Origin of the sequence: Micromonospora sp. NPDC049257, assembly GCF_040678915.1 — a bacterium.
Classification (GTDB): Bacteria; Actinomycetota; Actinomycetes; order Mycobacteriales; family Micromonosporaceae; genus Micromonospora; species Micromonospora antibiotica.
This window is the reverse complement of sequence record NZ_JBFAQU010000031.1, coordinates 35956-49795: the sequence shown is the minus strand read 5'-3', so window position 1 is coordinate 49795 and position 13840 is coordinate 35956. Positions and strand designations below refer to the sequence as shown.

General features: G+C 71.5%; 8 protein-coding genes. 6 read left to right on the top strand and 2 right to left on the bottom strand.

Annotated elements, in window-relative coordinates; all coding sequences use genetic code 11:
• Positions 1 to 34: 34 nt before the first annotated feature.
• Positions 35 to 970, top strand: coding sequence for a methylmalonyl Co-A mutase-associated GTPase MeaB (meaB, locus tag AB0K25_RS28465; protein ID WP_255598571.1), 936 nt, complete (start codon positions 35 to 37; stop codon positions 968 to 970).
• Positions 971 to 1164: 194 nt separating this feature from the next.
• Here the strand turns inward: meaB and AB0K25_RS28460 are convergent, their stop codons facing one another.
• Entirely contained in the window at positions 1165 to 1668 is a 504-nt protein-coding gene (locus AB0K25_RS28460; RefSeq protein ID WP_357534978.1) for a hypothetical protein, read from the bottom strand.
• 330 nt (positions 1669 to 1998) lie between these two features.
• Between AB0K25_RS28460 and AB0K25_RS28455 the strand changes: the two genes are divergently transcribed.
• From AB0K25_RS28455 to AB0K25_RS28440, 4 genes are all read left to right on the top strand, one after another.
• Complete coding sequence (locus AB0K25_RS28455; RefSeq protein WP_363823674.1) at positions 1999 to 2337, top strand: hypothetical protein; 339 nt, start codon at positions 1999 to 2001, stop codon at positions 2335 to 2337.
• 122 nt (positions 2338 to 2459) lie between these two features.
• The gene (locus AB0K25_RS28450; RefSeq protein WP_219464421.1) at positions 2460 to 4148 is read left to right on the top strand and encodes a methylmalonyl-CoA mutase family protein; all 1689 of its coding nucleotides are present in this window, start codon (positions 2460 to 2462) and stop codon (positions 4146 to 4148) included.
• A 112-nt stretch (positions 4149 to 4260) separates the two neighbouring features.
• On the top strand, positions 4261 to 5184 hold the full coding sequence (locus AB0K25_RS28445) for a tetratricopeptide repeat protein (protein ID WP_219464419.1): 924 nt from the start codon (positions 4261 to 4263) through the stop codon (positions 5182 to 5184).
• Between the two features lie 65 nt (positions 5185 to 5249).
• Positions 5250 to 6335, top strand: coding sequence for an arginase family protein (locus AB0K25_RS28440; RefSeq protein ID WP_363823670.1), 1086 nt, complete (start codon positions 5250 to 5252; stop codon positions 6333 to 6335).
• Positions 6336 to 6397: 62 nt separating this feature from the next.
• On the opposite strand, the gene AB0K25_RS28435 is transcribed toward AB0K25_RS28440, so the two are convergent.
• On the bottom strand, positions 6398 to 8359 hold the full coding sequence (locus AB0K25_RS28435) for a penicillin-binding transpeptidase domain-containing protein (protein WP_363823669.1): 1962 nt from the start codon (positions 8357 to 8359) through the stop codon (positions 6398 to 6400).
• Positions 8360 to 8698: 339 nt separating this feature from the next.
• Between AB0K25_RS28435 and AB0K25_RS28430 the strand changes: the two genes are divergently transcribed.
• Complete coding sequence (locus tag AB0K25_RS28430) at positions 8699 to 13774, top strand: NAD-glutamate dehydrogenase (protein ID WP_363823667.1); 5076 nt, start codon at positions 8699 to 8701, stop codon at positions 13772 to 13774.
• The last annotated feature ends 66 nt before the right edge of the window (positions 13775 to 13840 follow it).

Sequence of the window (13840 nt, the reverse complement as noted above, 5' to 3'; positions counted from 1 at the left end):
CGCTGTCCCGGTGCGCCGCAGTCGGGACGTACCGATGCTGGTGGAGAGGGCGCGCGAGGGTGACCCCCGGGCGGTGGCCCGGCTGATCACCCTGGTCGAGTCCGGTGACGAGATGCTGCCGCAGGTGGCGGCGGCGCTTGCGCCCTATGCGGGGCAGGCCCAGGTGGTCGGGTTGACCGGCTCCCCGGGGGTGGGCAAGTCGACCACCACCAATGAGTTGGTCCGGGCGTTGCGGGCGGGTGGGCACCGGGTCGGGGTGCTGGCCATCGACCCGTCCAGCCCGTTCACCGGCGGGGCGATCCTCGGCGACCGGGTCCGGATGCAGGACCACGCGACCGACCCGGGTGTCTACATCCGGTCGATGTCCAGCCGGGGGCACCTCGGTGGGCTGTCGTCGGCGACCCCGCAGGCGGTCCGGGTGTTGGAGGGCGCCGGCTGCGACGTGGTGCTGGTGGAGACCGTCGGGGTCGGCCAGGCCGAGGTCGAGGTGGCGTCGCTCGCCGACACCACGCTGGTGCTGCTCGCCCCGGGGATGGGTGACGCGATCCAGGCGGTCAAGGCCGGCATCCTGGAGATCGCCGACGTCTTCGTGGTCAACAAGGCCGACCGGGACGGCGCGGACAACACCGTCCGGGACATCCAGGGCATGATCGCGTTGGGTGAGCGGGGGCCGGGGCAGTGGCGTCCGCAGGTGGTGCGGTCGATCGCCGCGCGCGGCGAGGGGATCGACGACATCGCCGCCGCGATCGACAAGCACCGTGCCTGGCTGGAGCAGCACGACCAGCTCCGCCTACGTCGGGAGAAGCGGGCCGCCGCCGAGATCGAGGCGATCGCGCTGGGCACCCTGCGCGCCCGCATCGGTTCCCTACGCGACGGTACGGAGTTGCCGGCGCTCGCCGCGAAGGTCGCCGAGGGGGCCCTCGACCCGTACGCGGCGGCCGACGAACTGCTCGCCCAGATCGGCACCTGAGCCGTCCACCCGGGGCACGCGCCTGACACGCGGTGGAATTCGGTGGTGCCCGGGCCACGCAGGATCTGACGCGGAAGTGGTCCGGCACGAGGGTACGGCCGATCGGTCGCCGGAGCATTTCCGGCCGATCAGCCGTACCCTCGCTGCATTTCTGCTTCCGCTGGCAATGATCTGTCAGGGTCAGCGGCCGGTCCTCAGGACTCGAGCTTCCATTCGTCGACCCGGGCGGTTCGGGGAGCGTTCGCGCTGGCTCCCGAATAGTTGGTGAGGAATTTGCACTGCGCGACGTTCCAGGTCTGCTTCTTCACCACAAAAGAGCGAGACTCCTGAAAGAGCCGCATCCTGCGACGTTGCCCACTCGGCACTTCCAGCGCGTAACTGAAGCCGGCAGTCCACGAGCGTCCGGCTGTCACCGACACCCCGATGGACGTGCTCGCCTTCGCGAAAACGACGCCGGCTTCGGCGGATACCGTCGCCGACGCCGTCGCGGCGACGTTGGCGGTCTCGTTCTCGCTGTAGGAGATGGTGCCGGGGCCAGTGATGTAGGCGCTGTAGACGTCGGTCGGCCGCGTCGACTTGCTGATGTTGGTGAAGGTGTAGATCGGGTTCTCACCCTCGGCCGGGCAGCCCTGCGGACCTGCCAGGGCCGGGGCCTGGAGGGCCACCACGGGCAGCGGCAGAACCGCAATCGCCGACACGACACTCAACATACGTTTCCTGAAGTTCAAGCTGTCTCCCCGTGGATGCGCGGGGCGGCTCGTTGATTAGGCCGCCACGAATGCCGCCAAGATATCAGGGGAAGGTCGGCATTGTTGTCCCTTGACTTGCCCAGACCCATTCTGTATCATCGCGAAAAAGCTATTAATGCGAAACGGGTGACAATGAAAGACAGAGTTTCGGGGATCTTGCTTTTATGTGGATTGTCGCTCAGCGTCACCGTTTCCCTCGTAGGTTGTTCCGCGGGACCGGAAGATGCATCTCCTGATTCTTCGCCCGCCACGGAAGTCTCGGAGACTCCCCGGCAGGCGGTGTCCGAGGTCCCGAGCGAGCTTCCCGTCTTCGGCCCCGACGCCGTCCGTGTCGTGGCCGTGCGTAGCGCTTCGGCCGAAGTGCGCTTCGACGTGGTCGGCCCGAAGGGCGCCCGGTACGGCCTGCGCGACGCGGCCGGAAAGAAGGGTGAGTGCCGTCAGGTGGAGTTGGGTGAAGTTGCGTCCCGCCCGCCGGGCCTGCCGGCGACTTCCAATTGGCAGACGGAATTGATCTGTGCCGGCAGCGAGAAGGTCACGAAGGCGAGTCGGGTGCTCGTCAAGGTCGCGCTGGACAGCTTCACCTACGACTTCGAGGTGCCCGCACTGCCGGCGGCCTGACTCCGCTCGCCTCCCTTCGCGGTGCTCGGCGGGCTACCGGCGGGTACGAGCTTCCTTAGCGATCGTTCAGGCTTCGTTCTACACTCGGGGTTCGGTCGAGGACTCGAGGAGGAGCCCCGCGGATGAACGCCGACGAGATCGCCGCCGGACGGGCACGCTGGCAGGCCCGGTACGACGCCGCGCGCAAGCGGGACGCGGACTTCACCACCCTGTCCGGAGCCACCGTGCAACCGGTGTACGGGCCACCCGAGGGCACCGCCTACCCCGGGTTCGAACGGATCGGCTGGCCGGGCGAGTTCCCGTACACCCGGGGGTTGCACCCGACCGGCTACCGGGGGCGGGCCTGGACGATCCGACAGTTCGCCGGCTTCGGCAACGCCCAGCAGACCAACGAGCGGTACAAGATGATCCTCGGCGCGGGCGGCGGTGGGCTCTCCGTCGCGTTCGACATGCCGACCCTGATGGGGCGCGACTCCGACGACCCGCAGGCGCTCGGCGAGGTCGGCCACTGCGGGGTCGCGGTGGACACCGCCGCCGACATGGAGACGCTCTTCGACGGCATCGACCTGGCCGGCGTCACCACCTCGATGACCATCTCCGGGCCGGCGGTGCCGGTGTTCTGCATGTACCTGGTCGCCGCCGAGCGGCAGGGCGTCGACCTGTCCCGGCTGGACGGCACGTTGCAGACCGACATCTTCAAGGAGTACATCGCGCAGAAGGAGTGGCTGTTCGACCCCGAGCCGCACCTGCGCCTGATCGGCGACCTGATGGAGTACTGCGCCGCCGAGATCCCCCGCTACAAGCCGCTGTCGGTCTCCGGCTACCACATCCGCGAGGCCGGTTCCACCGCCGCGCAGGAGCTGGCGTACACCCTGGCCGACGGGTTCGGCTACGTCGAGCTGGGACTCTCGCGGGGGTTGGACGTCAACGTCTTCGCCCCCGGGCTGAGCTTCTTCTTCGACGCGCACCTGGACTTCTTCGAGGAGATCGCCAAGTTCCGGGCCGCCCGCCGGATCTGGGCCCGCTGGCTGCGCGACGTCTACGGCGCGACCAGCGAGAAGGCCCTCTGGCTGCGGTTCCACACCCAGACCGCCGGGGTGTCGCTGACCGCGCAACAACCGGTCAACAACGTGGTACGCACCGCAGTGGAGGCCCTCGCCGCGGTGCTCGGCGGCACCAACTCGCTGCACACCAACGCCCTCGACGAGACCCTGGCCCTGCCCACCGACGAATCCGCCGAGATCGCCCTGCGTACCCAGCAGGTGCTGATGGAGGAGATCGGGGTGACCAACGTGGCCGACCCGCTCGGCGGCTCCTGGTACGTCGAGGCGCTCACCGACGCCATCGAGGCCGAGGCGGAGGCGATCTTCGCCCGGATCCGGCAGCTCGGCGGCGAGGGCCCGCACCAGATCGGCCCGATGACCTCCGGCATCCTGCGCGGCATCGAGGACGGTTGGTTCACCGGCCACATCGCCGAGTCGGCCTTCGTCTACCAGCAGGCGCTGGAGAAGGGCGACAAGAAGATCGTCGGGGTCAACTGCCACACCAGCACGACCGCCAAGGAACTGGAGATCCTGCGCATCTCGCACGAGGTGGAGCTGGAGCAGCGCCGGGTCCTCGCCGAGCGCAAGGCCGCCCGTGACGACGCCGCGGTGACGGCGGCGGTGCAGCGCATGATCGAGGTCAGCCGCACCGGCGGCAACATGATCCCGCCCATGCTCGACGCCGTCCGCGCCGAAGCCACCCTCGGCGAGATCTGCGACGCCCTGCGCGCCGAATGGGGCACCTACCGCGAACCCGCCCGCTTCTGACCCCCGGGGGTGGGGGTGGGGGGTGGGAGGGGGAGAACGGGAGGTGAGAGTGGCAACTGTGGGCGTTGTGGCTGAGCCGGGGACGGTGGGGATCGTGCGAGACTAGATAACCATGAGCGACCCACGGATCACCTCGTCGATCTTCACCCGCGGCGCGGTCGACCTCAGCGCGCTGCGCGGCACCGCCCCGGCCAGTTCCCGTCCCGCCACACCGAGCCAGACCGGTGCCTCCACCGGCCTGGCGGGCGGTCCCGCCACAGGTGGCGCCGCCGCCGCGCTCGACGTGACCGAGGCGAACATCCAGTCCGAGGTGCTGGAACGGTCGATGACCACACCCGTGGTGGTCTTCTTCGGCGCGGCCGGCTACCCGGACAGCGACCAGTTCGCCCCGGTGCTGGAGCGGTTGGCGGCCGAGGGCGCCGGCCAGTGGGTCCTCGCCCGGGTCGACGTCCAGGAAAACCCGCGGATCGCGCAGATGTTCCAGATCCAGGCCATCCCCACCGTCTACGCGATCGTCGGCGGGCGGCCCATCGACGCCTTCCCCGGGGTGATCCCCGAGCCCCAGCTGCGCCAGTGGCTCGCCGCCGTGCTCAAGGCCGGTGGCGTCACCGTGGCCGAGCCGGAGGACCCGCGCCTCGACGAGGCCGACGACGCGTTGATGAGCGGCGACCTGGACGCCGCCGAGCAGGCGTACCGCAAGATCCTCGCCGAGTCCCCGGCGGACGCCGCGGCCGAGGCCGGGCTGGCCCAGGTCGGGGTGGCCCGGCGGGTCGCCGGCGCGGACCCGCAGGCCGCCCTCGCCGCCGCGCAGGCCAACCCCGACGACGTCGACGCCCAACTGCTCGCCGCCGACATCGAGGTGCTCAGCGGGATGGCCGAGCAGGCGTACGCGCGGCTGGTCGGGGTGGTCCGGCGGACCGCCGGTGACGACCGGGACAAGGCCCGCCAACACCTGATCGCCCTGTTCAGCATCGCCGGCCCGGACGACCCCGCCGTGGCCTCCGCCCGACGCGCCCTGGCCAGCGCCCTGTTCTGAACCCCTGACATCCCCGCGCGGGCCGGCCCCCCGGCCGGCCCGCCACCCATCGAGGACGGGAGCCTGTGATGCGCCGAATCGCCGTCCTCGACGCGCCGACCAACCTGGGTCTGCGCCCACCCACCTCCACCTCCGTCCCCGGCTGCGGCAAGGCCCCCGGCGCGCTGCGCGACCACGGGCTGCTGGCCCGACTGGGCGCCCGGGACGCCGGCTGCCTCACCGCCCCCCGGTACGACCCGGGCGACTGGCGGCCCGGTGACGGGGTCTGCCACGCCCGGGAGATCTCCGGCTACTCGACGGCCCTCGCCGACCGGATCGGCGCGATCATCGACCGGGACGAGTTTCCCCTGGTCCTCGGCGGGGACTGCTCGGTGCTGCTCGGCTCGGCGCTGGCCATGCACCGGCTCGGCGAGGCGGTCGGCGGGCGGATCGGGCTGGTCTTCGTCGACGGCCACTCCGACTTCCGGCACCCCGGCAACGCCTCCTACGTGGGTGCGGCAGCCGGCGAGGACCTTGCCCTGGTGACCGGGCGCGGCCAGGCCGACCTGGCCGCGATCGAGGGGCGTCGACCGTACTTCCGGGACATCGACGTGGTGGTGCTCGGCATCCGGGCACAGGACGAGTACCGGCTCGACCTCCAAGCCGCCGGGATCACCACCCGACCGGTGCCGGCCCTGCGCGCCGAGGGGGCCGCCCGCAGCGCCCAGTGGGCGCACGAGCAACTGGCCGACTGCGCCGGCTACTGGGTGCACATCGACGTCGACGTGCTCGACCCGGCGGTGATGCCGGCCGTGGACGCCCCCGACCCCGGCGGGATCGCCTTCGCCGAGCTGGAGATCCTGCTCGCCGGGCTGGTGGACACCCCACACTGCCTCGGCGTCGAGCTGACCGTCTTCGACCCCGACTACGACCCGGACGGTGCGTACGCCGCCGAGATCGTCAACACGGTCGTCGCCGGACTGGCCCCGGTGGTCGCCCCGGACGCCGTCGCGCCCCGACTGCTGCCACCCCAGCCACACCCCACCGATCCCGGCCCGTCCCACTCCGGACGATCCGTCCCGGGGCCGTCCGTTCCCGAGCCCTTCGCCTCCGGGCCGGCTGTTTCCGGGCCGGCCGACGTGCCGGGGCGTGCCGAAGAGCCGGTCGCCTGAGCACGATCCCCGGAAGGGTCGACGTTGCGCTCCACCGCCCCGACAGCGCCCGCCGGGGCGGGTCAGGGGCGGGCGCGCAGGAAGCGTTCGACGATCGGGACGGCGCTGGCCGTACTCGACCCGCCCTGCTCGACGAAGACGGCGAACGCGACGTCCCCCCGCCAACCGACGAACCAGGCGTGGGTGTGCGCCGGGTCGTTGTCGTACTCGGCGGTGCCGGTCTTGCCGTACACCGGGCCACCGGGCACGTCGGACAGCGCCTTGCCGGTGCCGGCCGTGACCACCTCGCGCATCATCGTCTTGAGCCCCGCCACCGACTCGGCCTTCAACGACGGGCCGGCCTCGGCGGGTGCGGCCGGGGCCGGGTCGAGCACCAGCTTCGGCTGCTCCCAGCGGCCCCGGGCGACAGCGGCGGTGGCGCCGGCCATGGCCAGCGGACTGACCACGGTGGTGCCCTGACCGATCGCCGCGGCGGCCTGCTCGGTGGGGGCGCCGCCGGTGGAGACCTTGCCGGTGAAGACGTCCGCGCCGAGGTCCCAGCTGCCCTCCAGGCCGAGGGTACGGCCGGTGGCGGCCAGCCCGTCCGGGCCGAGTTGCGGGGCCAGCGCCACGAAGGCCGTGTTGCAGGACTTGGCGAAGTCGGTGCGGAACGGCACCTTGCCGAGGACGAAGTCGTCGGAGTTCTTGAACGGCCGACCGTCCACCGCGCGGGTCTTGGGACAGTCGACGATGGTCTGTGGGGTCACCGCGCCCTTGTCCAGCAGGGCGAGGGCGCTGACCGTCTTGAAGGTGGAGCCCGGCGGCACCTGGGCGGTGAAGGCCAGGTTCTCCCCGGCCGCTCCGGGGCCGTTGGCGGCGGCGAGCACCGCGCCGTCGCTGATCCGCACCGCGACCAGGGCCGACCGTCGCTTCTCCGCCCGCAACGCGCCGTCGGCGGCGTTCTGGACGGCCACGTCGAGGCTGGTGCGGACCGGCTCACCGGCGGTCGGGTCCTGCCGGAACGCCTCGGTGACGACGGTGCTGCCGCCCTCCGGGGTGGGTCGGCGGATCTCCACGATGGTGCCGGGAGCACCGCGCAGCCGCTCGTCGTAGCGGCCCTGGAGACCACCGTGGCCGACCAGGTCACCCTTGGCGTACCGGTCGGGGTGGGCGGCCAGGTCGTCGGCCTGCGCCTGGTCGACCGTGCCGAGCAGGGCGCGGGCGAACTCCCGGGTGGGGGCCAGGTCGAGCTTCTCGGCCCGGAACTTCGTCCCCGGCAGGTCGTAGATCCGGGGCCGGATCTGCCGGTACGCCTCGTCGCGTAACGTCACCACCTCGACGAAGGCGCCCGGATCGGCGTCGCGCAGCCGTTGCGGCAGGTCGCTGAGGTCCACCGGTGGGCTGATCGGCGGCTTGACCGCCTTGAACGCGGCATCGAGCCCTCCCACCAGGGCCTTGGCGTCGGTGACCTCGCCCGGCTGCACGCCGATGCGGACCACCGGGCGGGGTGCCACGATCGGCTGCCCCGCGCCGTCGAGCACCCCGGCCCGGGGCGCGGCGGTCCGCCGCAGCGCCAGCCGGTCGCCCTTCTCCAGTTGCTCGTGCAGCACCTGGGGTTCCCAGATCACCTGCCACCGGTCGTCGCCGCTGTTCTGCCGCAGCCGGACCGGCCGCTGGTAGGCCCAGGTGGCCCCGCCCGGCAACGCCCAGCTGATGTCGACCTTCGCGGTGGCGAGGTTCTTGGTGACCTCGGCGTCCCCGGCGCGACCCAGGGTGGGCACGGTGGCGGCGAGATCGCCGGAGAGTGCCTTGATCTGCTCGGTGACGGTCGCGGCGGGCACTCTCGCGCCGGTCGGGTCGACAAATCCCACCTTGTCCAGCTTGCCGCTGCGCCAGCCGGCGAGGAACGCGTCCACGCTGCCCGCCAGGTCGTCGTCGCCGGAGCAGCCGACGAGGGCACCGGCCGCCAGCACCGTGGCGGCCACGGCCGCGAGAGCCCGCCGCAGGGGAGTGCCGGGGCGGTGGTACGGGTACGACAGGGGCATGGAGCTGGCACCTTCCGGGTGGCGGGCTGCCCTGCACGCTAGTACGCGGCGGCCGCCCGTACCGCCCCGCGCGGCCGGACCGGGTCGCCGGGCGGGAGCGGTCGACGCCCTTTCCGCCCCGGTGGGCAGGGCGAAGAGGTGGGCCCCCGGGTGTTGTGAACATCCCACAGCGGGGTACTCGGCAGCCGGCCGACGTGGATCTGCAACAGGCGACCGGCCCAGAGTCGCGGACCGGACGTCCGGCCGACGGTCCGCCGACCGATGACCGGAACGGCAGGGCCTAAGGTGGGGCGGCAGAGTGACCCACAACGCGGTGGGTCGTCGAGGGGAGTGGCACCCATGGACCGGCGTCCGGCGATCAAACCGGGACCCGACCTCCGGCAGACTGACACCGGCCGGGACGACAGCTTCGATTCGGTGACCGACGGGGACAGCCCGCCGATCGACGGGGACGGCTACGGTCGACTCGACACAGGAGTGACCGGGTTGACCGGTTCGAGCATCGACACCCTCTACGACCTGGGGCTTCCGGTGGAAGCGCTCGGTGACGACGTGGAGGACGCCGAGCTCGACGAGCCGGTGCCCAACGCGGAGCGCCTGGTGGCCCAGGCGGTGGCGTTGGCCGGTGACGACCACGACGCGGCGACCCTGGTGGGCCGGTTCTGGCGGTTCGCGCCGGACGAGGAGCTGATCGGGTTCACCGCCGAGGAGATGCTCGACGCCGCCCGGGCCCACCGTGACCTCGCCCAGCAGCGGGTGCCGGGTGAGCTGAAGCTGCGCATCCTGCCCCCCGACGCCGACCAGCACCACACCGTCGTCGAGATCGTCACCGACGACATGCCGTTCCTGGTCGACTCGGTGACCGCCCTGCTCAACGCCCACCACCTCGACGTACACCTGCTGGTGCACCCGTTGGTGGTGGTGCGGCGGGAGCCGCTGGGCCGGCTGACCGAGGTCTCCGCCGACGTGGAGCCGGACGACGCGATCGCCGGTGACCTGGTCGAGAGCTGGATGCGGATCGAGATCGACCCGGTCCGGGACGCCGACCAGCGGGACAAGCTGCGCCGCGAGTTGCAGCGGGTGCTCACCGACGTGCGGGAGGCCGTCGAGGACTGGCCGAAGATGCGGCAGCGGGCCCTGGCGCTCGCCGACGAGTTGTCCACCGCCCGGACGGCGAACGACCGCCCACCGGTGCCGGAAAAGGACATCACCGACTCGGTGGAGCTGCTGCGCTGGCTGGCCCACGACCACTTCACCTTCCTCGGCTACCGGGAGTACCGGCTGGTCGACTCCGGCGGGCAGGGCGGCCCGGCGCTGGAGGCGGTGCTCGGCACCGGCCTGGGCATCCTGCGGTCGGACTCGCCCGAGGCGCGCGCGCTGTCGTCGATGACGCCGGAGGCGCACGAGAAGGTGATGGAGAAGCGGCTGCTGATCATCACCAAGGCGAACTCCCGGGCCACCGTGCACCGCTCGGCCTACCTGGACTACATCGGCTTCAAGATCTTCGACGAGGCCGGCCGGGTGGTCGGCGAGCGGCGGTTCCTGGGCCTGTTCTCCACCGCCGCCTACCGGACGAGCGTGCGGGAGCTGCCAGTGGTCCGCCGCAAGGTGGCCGAGGTGCTGGACCGGTCCGGGCTGAGTCAGCGCAGCCACTCCGGCAAGGACCTGCTCCAGATCCTGGAGACCTACCCGCGCGACGAGCTGTTCCAGATCAAGACCGACGACCTGTACCACGCGGTGGTCGGGGTGTTGCGGATGGCCGGCCGCCGGCAGCTGCGGGTGTTCCTGCGCCGCGACGCGTACGGGCGGTTCATCTCCTGCCTGATCTACCTGCCCCGGGACCGGTTCACCACCCAGAACCGGCTGCGCATGCAGGACATCCTGCTGCGTGAGCTGAACGGGGTGGGGGTGGACTACACCACCCGGGTCACCGAGTCGATGCTGGCCCGGGTGCACTTCATCGTCCGGACCGATCCGAACCGGCCGCCCGGGGAGATCGACGCCGACCTGCTCGCCGAGGAGTTGGCCGACGCCACCCGGCTCTGGGACGACGACTACCGGCTGGTGCTGGAGCGCAAGCTCGGCGACGAACAGTCCAAACGGCTCTTCGTCCGGTACGCCGACGCGTTCCCGGAGGGCTACAAGGACGGGCACACGCCGTACGAGGCGATGAAGGACCTGGCCAAGCTGGAGCTGCTGGAGGAGCCCGGCCAGCTGGAGATGCACCTGTTCCGTAAGCAGTGGGCGCCCCGGCCGGGGCAGCGCGACGCCGGGGCCGACGAGGCGATGGACGTCCGGTTCAAGGTCTACCGGTACGGCGAGCCGATGATGCTCTCCGCCGTGCTGCCGGTGCTGCACTCGCTGGGCGTACGGGTGGTCGACGAGCACCCGTACGAGGTGGACCGGATCGACGGCCGGGTCTTCCTGTACGACTTCGGGCTGCGCCTGCCCGAGGGGCACCAGGAGCTGGCCGAGGTGCGCCCGCACGTGGAGAACGCCTTCGCCGCCGCCTGGCGGGGTGAGGCCGAGGTGGACGGCTTCAACGAGCTGGTCCTGCGCGGCGGCCTGACCTGGCGGCAGGTGGTGGTGCTGCGGGCGTACGCGAAGTACCTGCGGCAGACCGGTGCGGTCTTCTCCCAGGAGTACATGGAGCAGACCTTCATCGCCTACCCCAAGATCGCCGCGCTGCTGGTGGAACTCTTCGAGGTGCGGTTCGCCCCGGACGGGCGGACCGCCGAGCAGCGCCGGGAGCGCAGCGGCGAGCTGGTCGACGCGATCGGCGTCGCGCTGGACGACGTGGCCAGCCTCGACCAGGACCGCATCCTGCGCGCCTACCTGACGTTGATGCAGGCCACCCTGCGGACCAGCTTCTACCAGAAGCGCGCCGACGGGCGACCCAAGCCGTACGTGGCGTTCAAGCTGGACCCGCAGGCCATCCCGGACCTGCCGGCGCCCCGACCCAGGTTCGAGATCTTCGTCTACTCGCCCCGGTTCGAGGGCGTGCACCTGCGCTACGGGGCGGTGGCCCGGGGCGGGCTGCGCTGGTCCGACCGGCGGGAGGACTTCCGCACCGAGGTGCTCGGCCTGGTCAAGGCGCAGATGGTGAAGAACGCGGTGATCGTGCCGGTGGGTGCCAAGGGCGGCTTCGTGCTGAAGCAGAAGCCGGGGGACCGGGACGAGGCGGTCGCCTGCTACCAGGAGTTCGTCGGCGCGATGCTCGACGTCACCGACAACATCGTCGCCGGGGACATCGTGCCGCCGGTGGACGTGGTGCGGCACGACCCGGACGACCCGTACCTGGTGGTGGCGGCGGACAAGGGCACCGCGACGTTCTCCGACATCGCCAACCAGATCTCGGCGGCGCACGGCTTCTGGCTGGGTGACGCGTTCGCCTCCGGCGGTTCGGCCGGCTACGACCACAAGAAGATGGGCATCACCGCCCGGGGGGCCTGGGAGTCGGTCAAGCGGCACTTCCGCGAGCTGGGCCACGACACCCAGACGGCTGACTTCACCGTGGTCGGCGTCGGCGACATGTCCGGCGACGTGTTCGGCAACGGGATGCTGCTCTCCGAACACATCCGGTTGGTGGCCGCGTTCGACCACCGGCACATCTTCCTCGACCCGGACCCGGACGCCGCCACCTCCTTCCGGGAACGTCAGCGGCTGTTCGGGCTGCCCCGGTCGTCCTGGGAGGACTACGACCCGAAGCTGATCTCCGAAGGCGGCGGGATCTTCCCGCGCGGGGCCAAGTCGATCCCGATCACCCCTCAGGTGCGGGCGGCCATCGGCCTGGCCGACGACGTCACCCAGCTCAGCCCGCCGGAGCTGATGAAGGCGATCCTCACCGCGCCGGTGGACCTGTTCTGGAACGGCGGCATCGGCACCTACGTGAAGGCGTCCAGCCAGACCAACGCCGAGGTGGGCGACAAGTCCAACGACGCGATCCGGGTGGACGGCAGGAGCCTGCGCTGCCGGGTCGTCGGCGAGGGCGGCAACCTGGGCTGCACCCAGCTCGGCCGGATCGAGTACGCGTCTACCGGCGGCCGGATCTACACCGACTTCATCGACAACGCGGCCGGAGTGGACTGCTCCGACCACGAGGTGAACATCAAGATCCTGCTGAACACGGCGGTCGCCGACGGGGCGCTGGACGTCCCCGCCCGTGACGAGCTGCTGGCCCAGATGACCGACGAGGTCGCCGAGCTGGTCCTGCGGGACAACTACGACCAGGCACGGGCGATCAACAACTCGCAGGCCCAGGCCGCCTCGCTGCTGCCGGTGCACCGCCGGATGATCAGCGAACTGGAGCGGGCCGGTCAGCTCGACCGGGCGCTGGAGGCGCTGCCCCCGGACGAGGAGCTGGCGGTACGCACCGAGTCCGGGCTGACCGCGCCGGAGTTCGCGGTGCTGCTCGCGTACGTCAAGATCGTGCTGGAGCGGGAGATCCTCGCCGAGGGCCTCGCGGACGAGGAGTGGACGACCAGGGTGCTGGTCGACTACTTCCCGACGCCGATGCGCGAGCGGTTCGCCGACCGGATGGCCCAGCACCGGCTGCGTCGGGACATCGTCACCACGGTCCTGGTCAACGAGGCGATCAACCGGGGCGGCATCTCGTTCGTCTTCCGGGTCGTCGAGGAGACGGCCGCGTCGCCGGCCGACGTCATCCGGGCGTACGTGGTGGTCCGGGAGGTCTTCGGGCTGCGGGAGCTGTGGGACGCGGTCGAGGCGCTGGACAACCAGGTCTCGCCGGAGTTGCAGACCAGCGTCTACCTCGACACCCGGCGGCTGCTCGACCGGGCGGTGCGCTGGCTGGTGACCAACCGGCGCTCGCCGATCGACGTGCCGGCCGAGATCGAGCGGCTCCGCGACGGGGTGGCCCGGCTACTGCCCGACCTCCAGGACCGGTTCCACGGCAGCGAGCGGGAGTCGTTGCGGGAGCACATCGACGCGATGACCGCCCGGGGGCTGCCGGCCGGCCTGGCCGAGCAGGCGACCCGGCTGATGTACAGCTTCGGTCTGCTGGACGTGGTGGAGACGGCGCGGACCAGTGGCCGCGACGTCGGTGAGGTGGCCTCGGTCTACTTCGTGCTCTCCGACCGGTTCCGGGTCGACTCGCTGCTGTCGAAGATCTCCCTGCTGCCGCGCGAGGACCGCTGGCAGACGTTGGCCCGGATGGCGTTGCGCTACGACCTGTACGCCGCGCTGGCCGCGCTCACCGGGGAGGTGCTCGACTCCACCTCGGGCGACCTGCCGCCGCAGGAGCGGGTGCTCCAGTGGGAACAGTCGAACGCCACCTCGATCCACCGGGCGCACCGGGCGATGGGGGAGTTCGACGAGTCGCGGGCGGACCTCGCCTCGTTGTCGGTGCTGCTGCGGCAGATCCGCACCCTGGTCCGGACGTCCGCCGCCGCCTGACCGTGACACCGGCCGCGCCTGCGGTGGGATCCTCGTCCCGCCGCAGGCGCGGCACCGGTGTGCTCG

What these genes read in the sequence shown, in the direction of transcription:
- meaB (WP_255598571.1), top strand. Translation starts at nt 35, where the DNA reads ATGCTGGTGGAGAGGGCGCGCGAGGGTGACCCCCGGGCGGTGGCCCGG.
- AB0K25_RS28450 (WP_219464421.1), top strand. Translation starts at nt 2,460, where the DNA reads ATGAACGCCGACGAGATCGCCGCCGGACGGGCACGCTGGCAGGCCCGG.
- AB0K25_RS28445 (WP_219464419.1), top strand. Translation starts at nt 4,261, where the DNA reads ATGAGCGACCCACGGATCACCTCGTCGATCTTCACCCGCGGCGCGGTC.
- AB0K25_RS28435 (WP_363823669.1), bottom strand. Translation starts at nt 8,359, where the DNA reads ATGCCCCTGTCGTACCCGTACCACCGCCCCGGCACTCCCCTGCGGCGG.
- AB0K25_RS28430 (WP_363823667.1), top strand. Translation starts at nt 8,699, where the DNA reads ATGGACCGGCGTCCGGCGATCAAACCGGGACCCGACCTCCGGCAGACT.